Raw genomic sequence first — 18612 nt, 5'->3', positions numbered from 1 at the left:
CGGAGGAGCCGGAGCGATGGCGAGAATCATTTCCAACTTTTTCATCTCATTGGACGGCGTGGTGGAGGCGCCGGACCAGTGGCATTTCGCGTACTGGAACGATGAGATGGGCGCCGTGGTCGAGGCGGGGATGCGTGACCAGGCGGCGATGCTGATGGGCCGCAGGCTGTACGAGGAGTGGTCCGCGTACTGGACGACGACCGGCGAGGACCAGGACGTCGCCGCGATCATCAACGGCACGCCGAAGTACGTCCTCTCCACCACCCTGGAGAAGGCCGACTGGACCAACACCACCCTCGTCACCGGCGACGTCGCGGCCACGCTGCGCGAGCTGAAGGAGCGGCTCGACGGGAACATCCAGATGTCGGGCTCGGCCACGACCGTGCGCTGGCTGCTGGCGAACGGGCTGCTCGACGAGCTGCGCCTGCTCGTCCACCCGATCGCCGTCGGCCGCGGTCAGCGGCTGTTCGAGGACACGCCGACCCACCCGCTGAAGCTGGTCAGGTCCGAGACCTTCCAGACCGGCGTGCTCCACCTGACCTACACCCCGGACACCGACTGACGGAACACGCCGCTGTAGGCGTTGAGCGCGGGCTGGCCGCCGAGGTGGGCGTACAGGACGTTGGCGTCGCGGGGGATGTCGCCGTCGCGTACGAGGTCGATGAGGCCGGCCATGGACTTGCCCTCGTAGACCGGGTCCAGGACGACCCCTTCGAGGGCGCCGGTGAGGCGGATGGCGTCGACGGTGGACTGGACCGGGACCCCGTAGAGGTCGCCCGCCCAGCCCTGGAGCAGGGTGATCTCGTCGTCGCGCAGGTCCCGGCCCAGGCCGATGAGCTCGGCGGTGGCGCGGGCGATCTTCTCCACCTGGGCCCGCGTCTCGGCGGGTCTGGCGGAGGCGTCGATGCCCAGGACGCGGCGGGGACGGTCCTGGGCGGCGAACCCGGCGATCATGCCGGCCTGGGTGCTGCCGGTGACGCTGCACACCACGACGGTGTCGAAGAAGACGCCCAGCTCGCGCTCCTGCCGCAGCACCTCGTCGGCCCAGTGGGCGAAGCCCAGCCCGCCGAGCGGGTGGTCGGAGGCGCCGGCCGGGATGGCGTACGGGGTGCCGCCGGCGGCCCGGACGCCTTCGATCGCCTCGGTCCAGCTGTCCTTGTAGCCGATGCCGAACTCCGCCTCGACGAGCCGGACCTGCGCGCCCATGATCCGCGACAGCAGGATGTTGCCCACCTTGTCGTTGACCGCGTCGGGCCAGTCGACCCAGCTCTCCTGGACCAGAACGGCCTTGAGCCCGAGCCGGGCCGCGACCGCCGCGACCTGGCGGGTGTGGTTGGACTGGACGCCGCCGATGGTCACGAGCGTGTCGGCACCCTGACGGAGGGCGTCGGGGACCAGGTACTCCAGCTTGCGGGTCTTGTTGCCGCCGAAGGCCAGGCCGCTGTTGCAGTCTTCCCGCTTGGCCCAGATCCGGGCCCCGCCGAGGTGGTCGCTGAGGCGCTCCAGCGGGTGGACGGGGCTCGGGCCGAAGGTCAGGGGGTAGCGCTCGAAGTCGTCGATGGACACGCCGTGGCTCCTCGAATAGGCGATGTGCAATATATTGCATGCGCCACGCCGCCGACTGTCAAGAGCCGTCTCACTCCCGCAGGATGCCCGGAGCAGGTAGACGACACACGCCAGCTCGAGGAGCCCGAGCCGGAGGAGGACCCGCCTCAGCGGTCCGTGAGGTGAAGGGCCAGCTGGGTGCGGTCACGCAGGCCCAGTTTGCGCAGGACGCTGGAGACGTGGTTCTTCACCGTGCCCTCGGTGATGAACAGCCGGGCGGCGATCTCCCGGTTGGCGGCGCCGGCCGCCACCATCCGCGCCACCTCCAGCTCCCTGGCCGACAGCAGGTCCTGGCCGGGGAACGTGCCGCGAGCGGGGGCGCGGCGCAGGTTGGCGACCAGGCGGGCGGCCACCACGCTGCTCAGCACGGTCTCGCCGCGGCTCGCCCGCACCACGGCCGACACCAGCTCGTCGGGCGTACAGTCCTTGAGCAGGTAGCCGGCCGCGCCGCCGCGCAGCGCCCCGAAGACGTACTCGTCCTCGTCGAAGGTGCTGAGCACGATCGCCGCCACCGAGGGATGCTCGACCGTCAGCCGGTTGATCAGCTCCACGCCGTCCATCCGCGGCATCCTGGCGTCCACGAGGGCCACGTCGGGGCGGATCCGGCCGATCACCTCCAGCGCGGCCTCCCCGTCGGCGGCCTCGCCCACGACCTCGATGTCCTCCTCGATCGCCAGCAGCTTGCGCAGACCCTGCCGCATCAGCTCCTGGTCGTCGACCAGCAGCACCCGCACCGGGCTCACGACGGCAGCTCCGCCCGCAGCTCGAAGCCCTTGGACGCGCTGCCGCAGGTGAGCGTGCCGCCGAGCGCCCTGACCCGCTCGGTCAGCGAGCTCAGCCCGAAACCGTGACCCTCTTCATGACCCTTGCCGTCGTCGGCGACCACGAGCACGACCTTCCCCTTCTCGAACGAGAGTGTGCCCTGTACGGATTCGGCCTCGGCGTGCCGGAGGGCGTTGGTGAGCCCTTCCTGCAGCACCCGGTAGAGCACCAGCTCGGCGTCGGGCTCCAGCGCCCGTTCGGCGCCCGCCACCTCGAACGAGACCGAGACGCCGGTGCCGGCGAAGGAGGCGGCCAGCAGGCGCAGCGCGTCGCTGCCCAGATGGCCGTTGAGCGGGAGCGGGCGCAGCGCCCGCACCCACCGCCTGGCGTCGGCCAGCGCCGCGACCGTGAGCTCCTTGGCCTGGCGCACCTCTTCCCAGGCGGCTTCGGGACGGCGGTGGCGGAAGCGCTCGGCGTTCTCCAGCCCCACCTTGATCACGGTCAGGTGATGGCCGACCGAGTCGTGCATCTCCGCCGCCATCCTGGCCCGCTCCTCGGCGACGGTCAGCTCGCGCACCCGGTCGGCGAGCTGCCGGGCCCGCACCACGGCCGACGCCATGCCCATCGAGAAGGTGGCCAGCACGGCGATCAGCGCCAGCTCGGTGAGCGCCCGGACGAGCGTGGCGCCGTAGAAGATCGGCCCCACGGCGAACATGATCAGACCGAACGAGACGAGGATGGCGGTGGCGACCCGCATCCCGTACACGAAGGCGAGGTTGGCCACGCCGATGAGCAGCAGGGGCGCGTGCGTGCCGACCGCTCCCGTGAGCCCGAGCGTGAGCGTCCCCAGCAGGAAGGCGGGGGCCACCAGCCGCCGGCCCCGGCCCGGCCGCCACGGCATTACCAGCCACAGCCCGCCGAGCAGCGCCACGGTGGCGAAGAACAGGACCCGGTCGAGCACGCTGCTGACCATCGCCAGGTTGATCGCGACGGTGAAGGCGAGCACCACCCAGAACACCACGCTGAGGAGAACCGGGCGATCGGGGTCGCGCAACCACGCCATGGATCGAATGTACGATCCTGCGGGGGCGCTTGTGATCCCACGGGAGTCACCATGACTTTCGTCATGGCGATCTCTATCTCCGGCTCGATGCGGCGCCCGCCCGCGCGTTCGTAGCCTCACCGGATGAAGACTCATTGGTCCGTGCTGCTCGCCATGGTCGTCATGCTCGTTCAGGCGTTCGTCGGAGCCATACCCGCGCTGCTGCTCCTGGACCGCGCGAACCCGCTGCGACCGTTGTTCGGCGCGCTCGGCGTCACGCTCGTCGGACTGCTGCTGGTCTACCTCGTCCGCCGCTTCCTCGACCGGCGGCCGTGGCGGGCGCTGGGCTGGCGCAACCCCTCGCACCTCCTGCTCGGCGTGCTCGCGGGCGCGGTGCCCGTGCTGGCCGCCAACGGGCTCTCCCTCGCGCTGGGCGCGTCCGCGTTGATCCCGGTCGACCCCGCGATCTACGCCCAGCTGCCGTTGGCCGCCCTCGTGGTCCTGCTCGGCCAGGCCTTCCCTGAGGAGCTGCTCTGGCGCGGCCACCTCTACGACACGCTGTCGGACCGGCTGTCGCCCCGGGCGCTGCTGATCGTCCTGTCGGCCGGGTTCGGCGTCCTGCACATCGTCTCCCAGAGCGCCGCCGACAGCCTCGCCGAACGGCTGCTCTACGTGGTCATGGCGGTGTCGCTGGGCTTCGCGTGCACGGCGGCGCGGGTGTGGAGCGGCGGGCTGTGGATGGCGGTCGGCGCGCACCTCGGCGTCCACCTGGGCATGCGGGCGCTGCCCCTGCGGCCTGAGGAGTTCGGGGTGATGCTGGTGCTGCAGACGGTCATGCTCACGCTGGCGGGACTCGTGCTGCTCAGGGGCCGGGGGCTGCTGTCCTCAAGGGCCCGGACGGGTGACCGGGTGACCGCCTGAATCAGAGGCCGAGGAGGCGGGCGGCGTTCTCCTTGAGGATGCGGGGACGGACCTCCGGCTTGATGTCGAGCTTGTCGAAGTCGGCCAGCCAGCGGTCCGGGGTGATGACCGGGTAGTCGGAGCCGAAGAGCACCTTGTCCTTCAGCAGCGTGTTGGCGTACCGGACCAACTGGGGAGGGAAGTACTTCGGCGACCACCCCGACAGGTCGATGTGGACGTACGGCTTGTGGGTGGCGACCGCGAGCGCCTCGTCCTGCCAGGGGAACGACGGGTGCGCCAGGATGATCCGCAGTTCGGGGAAGTCCACGGCCACGTCGTCGACCAGCATCGGGTCGGAGTACTTCAGGCGGATGCCGCCGCCTCCGGGAAGGCCGGCGCCGATGCCGGTCTGGCCGGTGTGGAACAGCGCCGGGACGCCCAGCTCCTCGATGACCTCGTACAGGGGATAGGCGATCGGGTCGTTGGGCGCGATGCCCTGGATGCTCGGGTGGAACTTGAAGCCGCGCACCCCGTACTCCTCGACGAGCCGGCGGGCCTGCCGGGCGCCGGCGCGCCCCCGCCACGGGTCGACGCCGGCGAACGGGATGAGCACGTCGGGGTGCTCGGCGCAGCTCTCGGCGACCTCCTCGTTCGGGATGGGCGGGTGTCCGGTGGCGTGTTCGGCGTCGACGGTGAACACGACCGCGGCCATCCGGCGTTCGCGGTAGTAGGCGGCCATCTCGGGGATGGTGGGCCGGGGGTGGTCCTTGAAGTACGCGGCGGAGGCACGCAGCAGCTCGGGGCTGAGTGACTCGTGCCCGTCTTTTGAGACCTCGGCGTGGGTGTGGACGTCGATCGCGACGAGATCGGCGACGTTCATGACGGCTCCGGGGCGGGGGGTGACGGTCGCGCGGGCTGTTCACCTTACTGCGTACCCGATCACGGGCGGCGTGATCGCGACCGGACCGTCACGGCGTGAGGCGGCCGTGCGCAGGGCGTCGGTGCGCGACGGCGGGCGGCTCCTCGTGGTCGCCGGCACGCTGGGCACCCTGCTCCACCTGGCCCCGGTGCTGCACGTCCTGCCCCTTCCGCTGACGGCGGCGGGACCGAGGGGTGATCTATAATCAATCCCCACGAATACCGACGTTCTCGCATGACCAGAGGGCCGAGCAGCCGGTTTCAGGACCCCGCGGGCTGACGGTCGGCCGGCTCGACCTCCTCACCGTCCTCCACCGGGCCGATCGGCCGCTCAACGTGGGCGAGCCGGCCCGGCCACTCGCCGCATCCTCACCAGGTGGTGTCCATGCCTCTCGTCGAAGTCACCCTCGTCCAGGGCCGCCCGGCCGAGACCATCCGCGCGCTCATCTCCAACGTCACCGAGGCCGTCGTCGCCTCCGTCGGCTCGCCCAAGGAGAGCGTCCGTGTGATCGTACGGGAGATCCCGCCGACCCACTGGGCCGCCGGGGACGTCACCATCGAGGAGAGGGGACCGCGCTCATGAGCGACTTCTACGGGCACGTCATCGACGGCGAGGAGACCGGGTCGCTCGACGGGCGGCGCATGCCCAGCGTGGACCCGTGGACGCGGGAGCCGTGGGCCGAGGTCGCGCTCGGCGGGGCCGAGGACGCCGCGCGGGCGGTGACGGCGGCGCGGCGGGCGTTCGACGAGGGCCCGTGGCCGCGCATGGGCTTCGCCGAGCGCGGCCGGATCCTGCACCGGCTCGCCGACCTGGTCGAGGAGCACCGCGCCGAGCTGGGCCTGGCCGACACCCGCGACATGGGCAAACCCGTCACCCAGAGCGGCAACGACGTGCTGCGCGCCGCCGCCAACCTGCGCTTCTTCGCCGACCACGCCCGCCTGTCGACCGGACAGGCGCTGCCGATGGACTCCGGCCACCACGCCTACACCCGCTACGAGCCCGCAGGCGTCGCCGCCGCCATCGCGCCGTGGAACTTCCCGCTCATGCTGGAGTCCTGGAAGATCGCCCCCGCGCTGGCCTGGGGCAACACGGTGGTGCTCAAGCCCGCCGAGGACACCCCCGTCTCCGCCACCCTCCTGGCCAGGCTCGCACTCGAAGCCGGGCTGCCGCCGGGCGTGCTCAACGTCGTACACGGCTACGGCCCCGACTCCGCGGGCCAGGCGCTCACCGAGGACCCGCGGGTGGACCGCGTCACGTTCACCGGAGAGTCGGCGACCGGCCGCGCCATCACCCGCGCCGCCGCCGCCAACCTCACGCCCGTCAGCCTGGAGCTCGGCGGCAAGGGCGCCAACCTGGTGTTCGCCGACGCCGACCTGGACAACGCCGTCCACTGGTCCGCCGAGGCCATCTTCCGCAACGCCGGGCAGGTCTGCCTGGCCGGCAGCAGGCTCTACGTCGAGCGGGCCGTCTACGGCGAGTTCCTGGACCGGTTCGTCAAGAAGGCCGAGTCGCTGCGCACCGGCGACCCCAAGGACTCGGCCACCGAGCTGGGCCCGCTGGCCAGCGAGACCCACTACGCCAAGGTCCGCTCCTACGTCGAGGACGCGCCCGGCACCATGCTGACCGGCGGGCTCGGCGACGGCTGGTCGATCCGGCCGACCGTGCTCGCGGACGTGGACCCGTCCGCCCGCCACTGGCGCGAGGAGATCTTCGGCCCGGTCGTCGTGGTCCAGCCCTTCGACACCGAGGCCGAGGCCGTCGCCGCGGCCAACGCGACCCGGTACGGGCTCAACGCCATGCTGTTCACCGAGAACGTCAACCGCGCCCACCGCGTCGCCGCGGCGCTGCGCGCGGGCACGGTCTGGCTCAACTGCTTCTTCGTCAGGGACCTGCGCGCCCCGTTCGGCGGCGTCGGCGACTCGGGCATCGGCCGCGAAGGAGGCGACTTCAGCCGCGAGTTCTTCACCGAGCCGAAGGCGGTGGTCATGCAGATCTCCGGGACCTGACCCTCGGCGCACCGCGGAAGCTGTCGGAGGGCGGCGCTAGCCTCGCCTGCGTGCCCGCTCGGCGCGGGCTTCCCTGCCACGCGAGGAAAGGGCGGGCATGCCTGAGACGGACGGATCGGACCCGCTGGAGCGGCATCGGGTCGCCCTGACCGGCTACTGCTACCGGATGCTCGGCTCGCCCTTCGAGGCGGAGGACGCTGTGCAGGAGACCCTGGTGCGCGCCTGGCGGAGTCTCGACCGGTTCGACGAGGACCGGGCGCCGATGCGGTCGTGGCTCTACGCCATCGCCACCAACGTCTGCCTCGACCTGCTGCGGGGCGCGCGGCGCCGGGCCCGCGCGATCGACCTCGGGCCGTCCGCCCAGGCCGGTCCCGACCTGGGCCCGCCGCTCCCGCCCGACGCCTTCGTCCGCCCCGTCCCCGACGGCCGCGTGCTGCCCGCCGGCGGCGATCCGGCGGACCTGGCCGCGCAGCGCGACACGATCCGGCTGGCGTTCATCGCCGCGCTGCAGCATCTGCCGCCCCGCCAGCGGGCGGTGCTGATCCTGCGCGACGTGCTGTGCTGCCCGGCGGACGAGGTCGCCCGGCTGCTCGACGTCTCCGTCGCGTCCGTCACCAGCGCGCTGCAACGAGCCCGGACGAAGCTGAAGGCCGCCTCCTTGAGCGCGGAGGACCCCTACCAGCCGATGGACGAGGCGCAGCGGCTCCTCCTCGCCCGCTACTGCGACGCCTTCGAGCGGTACGACGTCGAGGCCATGATGGCCCTGCTGCACGAGGACGCCGTCATGTCGATGCCGCCGTTCCCGTGGTGGCTGCGCGGGCGGGCGGAGATCCGCCGGGCGCTGCTCTCCGCCGGGCGCCCCTGCGCGGGCGCGCGCCTGGTGCCGTGCGCGGCCAACGGCTCGCCCGCGTTCGCCCAGTACCGACCGGGACCGGACGGCAGGCAGGCGCCGTTCGCGCTCGTGGTGCTCACCCTGTCGGGCGGGCTGATCGCGGAGGTGACGAACCACCTCGACGCCGACCGGCTGTTCCCGCTGTTCGGCCTGCCCGGCGTGCTGGAGTCCCCGGCCCGGGTGCGATGAGTTCCGGGCCGCCGCTTCGTATGACCTGTGTACCCCGGTGACGGTCACCGGGACAGAAGACGAAGGGACGGCATCATGGCCGACTACGCGGAGGTCAACGGCGTGCGCATGTGGTACGACGAGCGCGGCGAAGGGGAGCCGGTGGTGCTGCTGCACGGCGGCTTCTCCGACAGCAGGGACTTCGACGGGAACCTCGGCGGCCTGGCCGGCCGGTTCCGGGTGCTGCTGCCCGAACGGCGCGGTCACGGTCACACGGCCGACGTGCCGGGGCCGATCACGGCCGAGGTGATGGCGCGGGACACGATCGCGTTCCTGGACCAGGTCGTCGGGGGGCCGGTGCGGCTGGTCGGCTACAGCGCCGGGGCGACGGTGGCGCTGTGGGTCGCCGTGCACCGCCCCGACCTGGTCGAACGGCTGGTCCTGATCAGCGGGGCCTTCGACATGGCCGGCATGATCGTGCGGCCCTCCGCCGAAGGGCCGCTGCCGCCGCCCCTGGTGGAGAGGTACGCCGAGGTGTCGCCCGACGGCGCCGACCACCTCCCGGTCGTGGTGGCCAAGATCGCGCGGGCGGTGGAGGAGGAACGCGGGCTGAAGCCGGACGAACTCCGCGCTGTGACCTGCCCGGCGCTGGTCATGGCCGCCGACGACGACATCATCACGCTGGAGCACACCCTGGAGCTGTACCGGAGCCTGCCCGACGGCTATCTCGCCGTCGTCCCCGGCGCCTCCCACGTCCTGCTGCACGAGCAGCCGGCGCACTGCGCGAGGCTGGTGGAGGACTTCCTGACCACCGGTCCCCAGCCCACCTGGATGCCTGTGCGCCGGGCTGCCGGTGGATGACGGTGAAATGTCGTACGGGTGTGACAGCCTTCGGGCGTGATCAAGAGGAATGATCAAGAACCGCCGCCGGACGACGCGGAGACGGCACGGACGATGCGCGAGCTCGCGGAGATCTTCGTCGCCCACACCCGCGAGGACGGGTACGCCTTCGACTGGGATCCGGCGTGCGTCCACGCGCTCGACCACTACTGCGCCGCCATCGCCGCCTTCGCCGCCGACCGGTCGCCCGCCGACGTCACCCACAGCGTGATCACGGGCGCGGGCGCGTACCTCGGCGAGCTGCTGGTGCGCACCCGCGGGTGGCGGTGGCGGTACGACTCCGGCCGGCGGGCCGCCACCGTGGAGAGCCCCGACGGCAGGCAGGCCTGCGGTCAGGCGAACAGGTCGTCGAGGGTCCCGGCGGTGACCGCGCGGGTGGCCCATGTTTCCAACTGCCGCAGGTCGGTGCAGGCGGCGACGCGGGCCCGGGCCTCGTCGGGAATCTCCATCCCCCGAGTCTCCAGCACGAGCAGCACCAGCCGGGCAGCCTCTTCCGCCTTGCCTTCCGCCCTGCCTTCTGCTTTGCCTTCCGCCTTGCCCTCTGCCTTTCCCAGAGTCTGGCCCTCTTCGAGGCCTCGGCCGTAGTGCTCGCGTGCGAAGGGGCTGTAGACGGGCCAGGCGGTGGACGTCATGATTTCCTCCATGAGACGCCGGATTTCGGGCGCGGCCATGCTGTAAGCGTATTCATAGTACTTCGGAGCGTGTTCGTCGCGCAGTTCGACCATCGCCATGGCGAAGGCTTCGACGACCTTGCGATCACGGCCGTGGACCATGACGGCCATGGCCGACAACCCGGGCTGGGCCGCGGCTTGGTGGGGATCGGTGATGGCCGGGATCTCGTCCGGGCCCACTACTCGCGCCTGCAGGCGATAGCCGGTCAGGCCGGAGTCGATCGGCCGGGCGTAGTGGTCGACGTCCTTGCGTTCAGGGCAGATCACCAGGACGGTGACGTCGCATCTGAGCAACAGCCACAGCGCGGCGGCGTAGCGGGTGAGCTGGCGGGGCTTCTTGGACCGGTCGCGCTGGATCTCCACGATGATCCCGTGCGCCGGCTCCTGCGGCGGCCCCATGACCAGGACCAGGTCGGCTTCGAAGTCGCTGGAGGGCCGGGTGTTAACGTGCTGTCCTCCACGCGGATGAGCGGAGTGGCGGGCGCCGGCGAAGCGGTCCTCGGGTCAGGTCGCGGTGGCGGCCCGGCGGATGCGGGCGGCGTAGTCGCGCCAGTAGGGGTCGTCCGGTGAGGGGATCCAGGACATCCGCTCCGGCGCGGGCCGGCCGAAGGTGTCGCCCAGATAGCCGTACTCCAGCCCGGCCAGGTGTTTGACCAGGCCGAGCAGGTTGGTCCCCGACGGCACCATGGGCATCCGCACGTCGGCGTCGCTCAGCCCGTTGAGCTTGAACAGCATCGCGTCGCGCACCTCTTGGAGGCACCCGCGCAGGATCTCCTTCTCGGTCACCGGCTCACCGTACGAGACGGCGCCGACAGCCGGGGTTTCTAACGGCTCGGTTTCGGTGCGATTACCCCGGTCAGGTGGGTGTTTCGGTTATCGACAACCCGGGTAAAGCCGTCGTTAGCTTCCTGAGCACCAATCATTTCAGGAGCCCCAGATGTCTCGCATCACGCTCACGACCGCCGCACAGGCGTTCCTCCGCGACGACGAAGTGATCTTCTTCGACTGGCACGTCACGGGCCTCTGCTGTGCGGACGCGGGGGAGTTCTCGGTCAGGCCGCTGCGGCGGTCCCGGTTGCCTCGCAGGGCGCGCAGGCTCGGGACCGATCTGGTGTACGCCCACCCCTCCGCCTGGGTGCATCTGGTCGAGCTGCCCGTGACGATCGACTGCCGCCCGCTCTGGCGCTGGCGGCGCTTCACCTCCGATCTGCCACCGGACGCCGGACTCCGCTGCTGCCTGGGCCGTCCCATATATGGGAGGTAATTGGTGAAGGTGCGCTCCATCATTATCTGGACGGCGGTGGCCCTCGTGGGCGCCGCCGGGTGGGCGGTGCTCGCCCTGTCCAGAGGTGAGAACGTCAACGCGGTCTGGCTGCTGGCCGCGGCCCTCGGCTCGTACGCCATCGCGTACCGCTTCTACGCCCGGTTCATCCAGCGCAAGGTGCTGCGTGCCGACGACCGGCGGGCGACGCCCGCCGAGCGGCTCGACAACGGCATCGACTTCCAGCCCACGGACCGGCGGATCCTGTTCGGTCACCATTTCGCCGCCATCGCCGGCGCCGGGCCGCTGGTCGGGCCGGTGCTGGCGGCTCAGATGGGCTACCTGCCGGGCACGATCTGGATCGTCGCCGGTGTGATCTTCGCGGGCGCGGTGCAGGACATGGTGATCCTGTTCTTCTCCATGCGGCGCAACGGGCGCAGCCTCGGCCAGATGGCGCGTGACGAGATCGGCCCGGTGGGCGGGGCGGCGGCGCTGGTCGCGGTCTTCGCCATCATGATCATTCTGTTGGCGGTGCTGGCCCTGGTCGTGGTGAACGCCCTGGCGCAGTCGCCTTGGGGTGTGTTCTCGATCGCGATGACGATCCCGATCGCCCTGTTCATGGGCTTCTACCTGCGGGTGCTGCGGCCGGGGAAGGTCGTGGAGGTCACGGTCGTCGGCGTCGCGCTGCTGCTGCTGGCCATCGTGGCCGGCGGCTGGGTGCAGGACTCGAGCTGGGCCGGGTTCTTCACGCTGAGCCCGTCGGCGCTGTCGCTGTGGCTGATCGCGTACGGGTTCGTCGCGGCGGTGCTGCCGGTGTGGATGCTGCTCGCGCCGCGCGACTATTTGTCGACCTTCATGAAGATCGGCACGATCGTGCTGATGGCCATCGGCATCCTCGTCACCATGCCGGCGATGCAGAACACCGCGTTCACCGAGTTCGCGTTCAACGGCAAGGGGCCGGTCTTCGCCGGGTCGCTGTTCCCGTTCGTGTTCATCATCATCGCCTGCGGCGCGCTGTCCGGGTTCCACGCGCTGATCTCCTCCGGCACGACCCCGAAGCTGATCCAGAAGGAGTCGCAGGTACGGATGATCGGTTACGGCTCCATGCTGATGGAGTCGTTCGTGGCGGTCATGGCCATCACCGCGGCGTCCATCCTGAGCCCCGGACTCTACTTCGCCATGAACTCGCCCGCGGGGTTGCTCGGCCCCACGCTCCAAACGGCGTCCGAGGCGGTCACCAACCTGGGCTTCGTCATCACGCCCCAGGAGTTGCAGGCCGCGGCGGCGGCGGTGCAGGAGTCGACCCTGGTCGCCCGTACCGGCGGGGCGCCCACGCTGGCCGTGGGCATCTCGGAGATCTTCTCCGGGTTCCTCGGCGGGGACGCGCTCAGGGCCTTCTGGTACCACTTCGCGATCATGTTCGAGGCGCTGTTCATCCTCACCACGGTCGACGCCGGCACCCGCGTGGGCCGGTTCATGCTGCAGGACACGCTGGGCAACCTGTGGAAGCCGGTCAGCAGGGTCAGTTGGTGGCCGGGGCTGGTGGCGACCAGCGCCATCGTGGTGGCGGCCTGGGGCTACTTCCTCTACCAGGGCGTCAACGACCCGCTGGGCGGGATCAACCAGCTCTTCCCGCTGTTCGGCATCGCCAACCAGTTGCTCGCGGCGGTGGCGCTCACCGTCGCCACCACGTTGCTGATCAAGAGCGGGCGGCTGAAATGGGCCTGGGTGACCGGCGTCCCGCTGGCGTGGGACGTCGCGGTCACGCTGACGGCGAGCTACCAGAAGGTGTTCTCGCCCGACCCGGGCCTCGGGTTCTTCGCCCAGCGTGACCGCTACCAGGCCGCTCTGGACCAGGGGCAGGTGCTGGCCCCGGCCAAGTCGATCGGCGACATGGAGCGGATCGCCTTCAACTCGACCGTCAACGGCGTCCTGGCCGCGTTCTTCGCGATCCTCGTCATCGTCATTCTCGTGGACGCGATCCGGGTCTGGATCAGGGCCGTCCGGTCCACCGAACCGCTGCCCGACACGGAGGCCCCGTACGAGGAGTCGAAGATCGTGGCGCCGTCCGGGCTCATCGCGACGCGCGAGGAGCGCGAGCTGATGGCGGGGGCGGGCGGCCCGGCGAAGGCGGACTGATCGGGTCGGGCAGGGCGGGCGTCCTACCCGGTGACCGCCCGCCCTGCCGGTCCGGTCAGGCAAGCAGCTCGGCTATCTCCGCGATGGTGGCCCGCTGGTTGACGATCATCTCCTTGGCCAGCCGCAGGGTCGGCCGGTGGCTGCCCCGCGCGAGCACCGTCTCGGCCATCTCGACGCCGGAGGCCAGGTGCCTGGACAGCACCGGCAGCCACGACTCGTCGAACGCCGCGCCCGACAGCCCTTCCAGCACGCCGAGCTGCTCGGCGGACACCATGCCGGGCATGGCATGGGCCGCCTTCGCGTCGTCGGGCGGCACCTGCCGCCTCCATCCGCGCAGCCAGGTCGCCAGCGTGTCGATGTCGGCCTGTTCGACGGGGATCAGCTTCCTGCCGAGCTCCTGCACGTACAGGTTGTGCGCCCTGCCCTCGGCCAGCTCGGCGAGCCGGATGGTCTGCCGGTGGTGCGGGATCATCTCCTGGGCGAACCGGATGTCGGCCTCCCCGTACGCGGCGTCCCGCGCCGCGGCGGCGGGCACGGGCTCCCCGGTGGCGGGCGCGCACGCGGCCGACGCGGGCACGCACAGAGCCAGGGCGGCGATCAGCAGGCGGGTCCGCACCCGCACCATCTCCCCTCGGTGAAGCTCGATCATCCAGAGGTACGCGCCGCCTTTGGGGAAAGTTCAGGGTGCGCGCGCAGCGCGCGGTGGATCCAGTCGTACGCGACGGCCATCGGCGACGGCCCCGGCTCCAGCCCTCGGACGATCGCCACCAGCTCCCAGTAGCGGGCGCCGCGCGGATCGTGCTCGTCGAAGGCGCGCAGGATCGCGTCGCGGTCGCCGCCCATGAGGACGAGGACGCGTTCGAGCGGCGGGACCGCCTCGGGCGCGCCGGGCGGCGTCCCCGCCTCCACCGCGCGCAGCGCCTCCTGCGCCAGGGCGGCGTTCTGCCGCTCCCAGGTCTCCTGGGCGTACGGTCGGGCCCAGAAGTCCGCCGATGCCTCCCGCAGGTTGCGCCGGAAGCCGTCGTCGGACAGCAGGTCCAGCAGCTCCAGCCACGCGTCGAGCTGGGCGGCCGTGGGGTCCTCGGGCAGCTCGGGGGCCATGCACGCGCGCATGCCGAGCAGCCACTCGCGCTGGGCCGGGGCGCCGCTCACGTCGTCGATGAACGTGTCCAGCAGCATGCCCATCTCGCTCGCGCCCAGCCGGCCCAGCGTGTGCAGCCGGCGCAGGTCGTCGTCGCCCGGGTCGTCCTTGGCGAGCGTGGCGCGCAGCACGGCGCGGGTCCGCTGCAGCGCGGTGAGCTGGGTCTCCACCGCCCGCAGATGGAGGGCGAGCACGTCCTTGAGCCCGCGCCTGTCCAGCGAGCGGATCGTGGCCAGGTCGACGCCCATCTCCCGCAGGGTGCGGATCAGCTCCAGGTGGACGCGGTGCTCGTCGGTGTAGCGGCGGTAGCCCGCCGGGGTGCGGTCGGGGGCGGGCAGCACGCCCTCGTCGGAGTAGAACCGGATCGTCTTGACGGTCAGGCCGGTCAGCTCGGCCAGCTTGCCGATCGAATAATTCATTTGAGTCTCCAGTTACAGGAGACTTTAGCTTAGCCCGCATGGCGAAGAAGAAGGTGACCAGGGTCGTCACCATGCACCTCAACGCGGGCGAGGCCGGCCCGGCGACCGTCGGCAAGGACCTCGGGCCGCTCGGCATCAACCTCATGCAGTTCTGCAAGCAGTACAACGAGCTGACCTCCGGCAGGCGCGGCCACGTGGTGCCCGCCGTGGTCACGGTCTACGAGGACCGGGCCTTCGACATCACGGTCAAGCAGCCCACCACGGCCTCGCTCATCCGTCAGGTGACCGGGCTGAGCGGCGGCAGCCCCCGGCCCGGCCACCACAGCGGCGGCGTCGTCACCACGGCCCAGCTCCCGCAGGTGGCCGAGGCCAAGCTGCCCGACCTCAACACCGACGACCTGGACCAGGCGGTCAAGATCGTGGCAGGTACGGCCAGGTCCATGGGACTGCGGATCAAGGACTGATCAGGGCGGTCGGCCGGCGGCCCGATTCTGTCCGTGCCGCCGGTTATCGTGGGCGAGGTGACCAGCGATGAGACGCGCGACGGGGTGGCGCTGACCAACCTCGATCAGCCGCTGTTCGACGGGGCCGACGCCACCAAGCGCGACCTGGTCGACTACCTCGACGCGGTGCGCGAGCGCATCCTCCCGGCGCTGCGCGGGCGGGCGCTGTCGGTCATGCGGGTGCGGCCGGGCCAGCCTCCGTTCATGCAGAAGAACCTCCCGAAGTACGCCCCCTCGTGGATCCGCACGGTGACCATCTGGGCGGAGGCGTCGCACCGCCAGGTGACCTACGCGCTCTGCGACGACCGGCGCACGCTCCTGTGGTTCGCCAACCAGCGGGCGGTCGAATACCATCCGGCCCTGCTCGTCGGCGACCACTTCACGCACCTGGTGCTCGACCTCGACCCGCCGGAGGGCGGTGACTTCTCCCTGGTGGTCCGGGCCGCCGGGCTGATCAGGGAGGCGCTCGGCCAGGCCGGGCTGGCCGGGGCGGTCAAGACCTCCGGGGCCAAGGGCGTCCACGTGTTCGTGCCGGTGGCGGCCGGGCCGGGCCTGGACGACCTGGCCGCGGCCACCCGCGCCATCGCGGCGCGGGCCGAGCGGCTCGACCCCGCCCTGGCCACCACCGCGTTCATCAAGGAGGACCGCCAGGGCAAGGTGTTCCTGGACTCGACCAGGGCCGGCGGGGCGACCGTGGTGTCCGCCTACAGCCCGCGGATCCGGCCGGGCGCGCCGGTCTCGTTCCCGGTCTCCTGGGACGAGCTGGATCGGGTGACGCCGCGCGACTTCACCATCAGGACCGCCCCGGGGCTGCTGGGCGACGGCGACCCGTGGGCCGCCTGCCTGCCTCCGCCGCGGTCGCTGCCCGCCGACCTGGTCGAGGAGGGCCACACCATCCCGGTCGCCCGCGTCCAGGCCATGCACGAAGGCAAGCGCCGGGCCCGCGCCCGGCGCGGCGACTGATCAGCCGTCCAGGACCCGGGCCAGGTCGTCGCGCGACGTCACCCGGACGAACCGCAGGTGCGCGTAGGCCGGATCGACGGCGGCCTTCGCGTAGCGGTCGCGATACTTGCGGTGATTGTCCCAGGCCCACCGCAGGATCGACTCGTCCTTCGTGAACAGGGACCCGAACCGCTCCCGGTTGCCGTTCCACAGCTCGGCCCCGGTCGCCATGCGGCACAGCGTCCGGAGGGAGAGCCGGCGCATCACCGTGGCCTTGGGCGGGTCGACCCAGACCACGGTGTCGCTCCTGGCCCAGACGAGGTCGCGCACCGCCGAGTAGTTGCCGTCGACCACCCAGCCGTCCCCGGAGGTGAACGCGTCGACCTCGGCCCGGAACTCCTCCACCGGACGCGGGGTCCAGCCCGGCATGTGGTAGATCGAGTCGAGCTCCAGCCACGGCACCCCCAGCCGCCGGGCCAGTTCCGCGGCGATCGTGGACTTGCCCGACCCGGAGTTGCCCACGACAGAGATACGGCGCACCGGACGAAGGTACACGGCGGGAGGGGCGTCAGTCGTCCAGACCCCGGGCGCTGAGCGCCTCGCCCAGGGCGTCGGCGTGCCGGAGCGCCCCCACCACCAGCGGCACCGCGAACGCGCGCACGCTCCACTCGACGCCCCTGGCCCGCTGTGCCTCCCGCACGCGGGTGGCCAGCAGGGTGATGACCGGGACGCTGCGGATGGTGAGCGAGAGCAGCAGCGACATCCGGAACGGGTCCAGTCCCACCCGGCGGCCGGGAGCCATGGCCCGCTCCAGCACGGCCATCATGGCCGAGGTCCTGGTCGTCAGCGTGACCAGCCCGGCCAGCGCGACCGCCAGCACGATCCTGGACGAGACGAGGACCGCGGCCTGCGGACCGGCGATGACGAACTGGATGACGAACAGCGCCGCCGCGAACCAACGGACCGGCCTGACCTGCGCCCACGCCGCCGCCGCGCCCACCCGCGCGACCGCGTACAGCGACGCGACCACGGCGGCCGCGACCGCCATCGCCCACAGCCACGGCAGCAGGAGCAGCGCGGAGCACGACACGGCCAGGGCCACCAGCTTGGCCCCGGCAGGCAGCCGGTGCAGGACCGAGTCGCCCGGCACGTACGCGCCGGTGAGACCGTTCACGCCATCAGCCCGCGGTAGTGGCCGATCGCCTCGTCCGGCGGCGCGTCCGCCACGACCCGGCCCTCGTCCAGCACCAGCACCCGGTCGAAGTCCGCGAGCAGCGGCAGGTCGTGGGTGACGACCACCACCTGCTGGGGCAGCGCGCGCAGGTGCTCGGCCACCAGCCGGGAGTGGCGCAGGTCGAGCAGCGTCGTCGGCTCGTCCATGATCAGGATCTCGGGCTCCAGCACCAGCACCGAGCAGAGCGCCAGGAGCTGCTTCTGGCCGCCCGACAGCTGGTGCGCCGGATGGTCGGCGTGCCCGGCCAGCCCGTGCCGTTCCAGCACGGCCGCGACCCTGGCCCGCACCTCCTCGGCCGGGAGCTTGTGGCGGCGCAGGGAGAACGCCACGTCCTCGGCCACGGTCGGCATCACGATCTGCGCGTCGGGGTCGGTGAACAGGAACCCCACCCGCCGCCGGATCCTGGCCGCGTGCCGCCGGGTGTCGTGGCCGAGCACGGTCACGGCCCCCGACGTGGGCAGCGCCAGCCCGTTGAACAGCCGGGCGAGCGTGCTCTTGCCGGACCCGTTGGCCCCGATGACGCCGATCCGCCGCTCGGTCAGCGTGGCGGTCACGCCCCGCAGCACCTCGCGTTCCCCGAGCCTGACGTGCACGTCAGCGAGCTCGATCACTCACACCACCTCGAACAGGGCGGCGACGCCGAGCCCGCCGCCGACCGCCGCCGTCGCCAGCCCGAGCGTCCCCGCCGGCGCCCCGCCCCGCACCAGCCGGGTGAACAGCCGCGTCACCACGACGGCGCCGCTCGCCCCCCACGGGTGCCCGAGCGCGATCGCCCCGCCGTCCGCGCACACCCGCGCGGCGTCCGCGCCCAGCGGGTCGAGCCCCAGCGCGTCGGTGACGGCCAGCGTCTGCGCGGCGAACGCCTCCACGATCTCCACCGCCGCCACCCGCTCCAGCTCCACGCCGGTACGGGCGAGCAGCCGGCGCACCGCGGGCACCGGACCCCACCCGGGCAGCGCCGGGTCGCACCCCACCACCGCCCCGGTCACCAGCCGCAGCCCCGGTCTGCCGTCCCGCAGCCGCTCCGGCACCACGGCGACCGCGGCGGCGCCGTCGCTGTTGGGCGAGCAGTTGCCGGCGGTCACCGCGCCGCCGGGCACGAACGCGG

23 protein-coding genes and 1 pseudogene are annotated in these 18612 nt (G+C 71.8%); 11 read left to right on the top strand and 13 right to left on the bottom strand.

From position 1 onward, the window contains the following. Positions 1-16: 16 nt before the first annotated feature. Positions 17-562: a dihydrofolate reductase family protein gene (locus OUY22_RS04410; protein ID WP_270153431.1), complete on the top strand. Its 546-nt coding sequence runs from the start codon at positions 17-19 to the stop codon at positions 560-562. On the opposite strand, the gene OUY22_RS04405 is transcribed toward OUY22_RS04410, so the two are convergent. The 3 genes from OUY22_RS04405 to OUY22_RS04395 all read right to left on the bottom strand — a co-directional run bounded on the left by OUY22_RS04405 (position 541) and on the right by OUY22_RS04395 (position 3430). Continuing rightward, positions 541-1566 carry a 1-aminocyclopropane-1-carboxylate deaminase gene (locus tag OUY22_RS04405; RefSeq protein WP_270153430.1) on the bottom strand — a complete coding sequence of 342 codons (1026 nt, stop codon included), beginning with the start codon at positions 1564-1566 and terminating at the stop codon, positions 541-543. The genes OUY22_RS04410 and OUY22_RS04405 overlap by 22 nt on opposite strands. A 146-nt stretch (positions 1567-1712) precedes the next feature. Continuing rightward, positions 1713-2348, bottom strand: coding sequence for a response regulator (locus OUY22_RS04400; protein WP_270153429.1), 636 nt, complete (start codon positions 2346-2348; stop codon positions 1713-1715). Continuing rightward, positions 2345-3430 carry a sensor histidine kinase gene (locus tag OUY22_RS04395; protein WP_270153427.1) on the bottom strand — a complete coding sequence of 362 codons (1086 nt, stop codon included), beginning with the start codon at positions 3428-3430 and terminating at the stop codon, positions 2345-2347. Before OUY22_RS04395 ends, OUY22_RS04400 begins: the two co-directional genes overlap by 4 nt. A gap of 123 nt (positions 3431-3553) precedes the next feature. On the opposite strand from OUY22_RS04395, the gene OUY22_RS04390 reads away from it, so the two are divergent. Further along, the gene (locus tag OUY22_RS04390) at positions 3554-4330 is read left to right on the top strand and encodes a CPBP family intramembrane glutamic endopeptidase (RefSeq protein ID WP_270153425.1); all 777 of its coding nucleotides are present in this window, start codon (positions 3554-3556) and stop codon (positions 4328-4330) included. Position 4331: 1 nt separating this feature from the next. On the opposite strand, the gene OUY22_RS04385 is transcribed toward OUY22_RS04390, so the two are convergent. Beyond that, a complete protein-coding gene (locus tag OUY22_RS04385) occupies positions 4332-5189 on the bottom strand; it encodes an amidohydrolase family protein (RefSeq protein ID WP_270153423.1) in 858 nt (285 codons plus the stop codon). A gap of 70 nt (positions 5190-5259) precedes the next feature. Here OUY22_RS04385 and OUY22_RS04380 point away from each other — a divergent pair, with 70 nt between their 5' ends. The 5 genes from OUY22_RS04380 to OUY22_RS04360 all read left to right on the top strand — a co-directional run bounded on the left by OUY22_RS04380 (position 5260) and on the right by OUY22_RS04360 (position 9155). After that, entirely contained in the window at positions 5260-5433 is a 174-nt protein-coding gene (locus OUY22_RS04380; protein ID WP_270153422.1) for a hypothetical protein, read from the top strand. Positions 5434-5612: 179 nt separating this feature from the next. After that, positions 5613-5810, top strand: coding sequence for a 2-hydroxymuconate tautomerase (locus OUY22_RS04375; RefSeq protein ID WP_270153421.1), 198 nt, complete (start codon positions 5613-5615; stop codon positions 5808-5810). Beyond that, positions 5807-7234 (top strand): aldehyde dehydrogenase, encoded by a 1428-nt coding sequence (locus OUY22_RS04370; protein ID WP_270153420.1) that lies wholly within the window; start codon positions 5807-5809, stop codon positions 7232-7234. The genes OUY22_RS04375 and OUY22_RS04370 overlap by 4 nt, the downstream gene beginning before the upstream one ends. Positions 7235-7307: 73 nt before the next feature. Next, positions 7308-8315, top strand: coding sequence for a sigma-70 family RNA polymerase sigma factor (locus OUY22_RS04365; protein WP_270153496.1), 1008 nt, complete (start codon positions 7308-7310; stop codon positions 8313-8315). A 75-nt stretch (positions 8316-8390) separates the two neighbouring features. Then, on the top strand, positions 8391-9155 hold the full coding sequence (locus OUY22_RS04360; RefSeq protein ID WP_270153419.1) for an alpha/beta fold hydrolase: 765 nt from the start codon (positions 8391-8393) through the stop codon (positions 9153-9155). A gap of 185 nt (positions 9156-9340) precedes the next feature. Here the strand turns inward: OUY22_RS04360 and OUY22_RS04355 are convergent, their stop codons facing one another. From OUY22_RS04355 to OUY22_RS04345, 3 genes are all read right to left on the bottom strand, one after another. After that, entirely contained in the window at positions 9341-9493 is a 153-nt protein-coding gene (locus OUY22_RS04355; protein ID WP_270153418.1) for a hypothetical protein, read from the bottom strand. 33 nt (positions 9494-9526) lie between these two features. Then, positions 9527-10264, bottom strand: a complete 738-nt coding sequence (locus OUY22_RS04350; RefSeq protein WP_270153417.1) for an RpnC/YadD family protein — start codon at positions 10262-10264, stop codon at positions 9527-9529. A 105-nt stretch (positions 10265-10369) separates the two neighbouring features. Then, positions 10370-10651: a mycothiol transferase gene (locus OUY22_RS04345; RefSeq protein WP_270153415.1), complete on the bottom strand. Its 282-nt coding sequence runs from the start codon at positions 10649-10651 to the stop codon at positions 10370-10372. A gap of 151 nt (positions 10652-10802) precedes the next feature. Here OUY22_RS04345 and OUY22_RS04340 point away from each other — a divergent pair, with 151 nt between their 5' ends. Further along, entirely contained in the window at positions 10803-11129 is a 327-nt protein-coding gene (locus OUY22_RS04340) for a hypothetical protein (RefSeq protein ID WP_270153414.1), read from the top strand. A gap of 9 nt (positions 11130-11138) precedes the next feature. Next, positions 11139-13265 (top strand): carbon starvation CstA family protein, encoded by a 2127-nt coding sequence (locus tag OUY22_RS04335; RefSeq protein WP_270153413.1) that lies wholly within the window; start codon positions 11139-11141, stop codon positions 13263-13265. A gap of 55 nt (positions 13266-13320) precedes the next feature. On the opposite strand, the gene OUY22_RS04330 is transcribed toward OUY22_RS04335, so the two are convergent. Both OUY22_RS04330 and OUY22_RS04325 read right to left on the bottom strand, forming a co-directional pair. Further along, a complete protein-coding gene (locus OUY22_RS04330) occupies positions 13321-13914 on the bottom strand; it encodes a DUF305 domain-containing protein (RefSeq protein ID WP_270153412.1) in 594 nt (197 codons plus the stop codon). Further along, positions 13911-14825, bottom strand: coding sequence for a MerR family transcriptional regulator (locus OUY22_RS04325; RefSeq protein WP_270153411.1), 915 nt, complete (start codon positions 14823-14825; stop codon positions 13911-13913). The genes OUY22_RS04330 and OUY22_RS04325 overlap by 4 nt, the downstream gene beginning before the upstream one ends. 38 nt (positions 14826-14863) lie before the next feature. Here OUY22_RS04325 and rplK point away from each other — a divergent pair, with 38 nt between their 5' ends. After that, a complete protein-coding gene (gene rplK, locus OUY22_RS04320; protein WP_270153410.1) occupies positions 14864-15289 on the top strand; it encodes a 50S ribosomal protein L11 in 426 nt (141 codons plus the stop codon). A 57-nt stretch (positions 15290-15346) separates the two neighbouring features. After that, positions 15347-16291, top strand: a complete 945-nt coding sequence (locus OUY22_RS04315; protein WP_270153409.1) for a DNA polymerase domain-containing protein — start codon at positions 15347-15349, stop codon at positions 16289-16291. Here OUY22_RS04315 and OUY22_RS04310 read toward each other — a convergent pair whose 3' ends face one another. The 4 genes and pseudogenes from OUY22_RS04310 to OUY22_RS04295 all read right to left on the bottom strand — a co-directional run. Beyond that, entirely contained in the window at positions 16292-16810 is a 519-nt protein-coding gene (locus OUY22_RS04310; protein WP_270153408.1) for a P-loop NTPase family protein, read from the bottom strand. Positions 16811-16838: 28 nt separating this feature from the next. Further along, positions 16839-17444: an energy-coupling factor transporter transmembrane component T family protein gene (locus OUY22_RS04305; RefSeq protein ID WP_270153407.1), complete on the bottom strand. Its 606-nt coding sequence runs from the start codon at positions 17442-17444 to the stop codon at positions 16839-16841. Further along, entirely contained in the window at positions 17441-18115 is a 675-nt protein-coding gene (locus tag OUY22_RS04300) for an energy-coupling factor ABC transporter ATP-binding protein (protein ID WP_270153405.1), read from the bottom strand. The genes OUY22_RS04305 and OUY22_RS04300 overlap by 4 nt, the downstream gene beginning before the upstream one ends. Beyond that, positions 18116-18612: pseudogene (locus OUY22_RS04295) on the bottom strand (acetyl-CoA C-acyltransferase); the annotation flags it as partial.

The sequence above is a fragment of the Nonomuraea corallina genome (genome assembly GCF_027620315.1).
Taxonomy (GTDB): domain Bacteria; phylum Actinomycetota; class Actinomycetes; order Streptosporangiales; family Streptosporangiaceae; genus Nonomuraea; species Nonomuraea corallina.
This window is presented reverse-complemented; position numbering and strand designations above follow the sequence as displayed.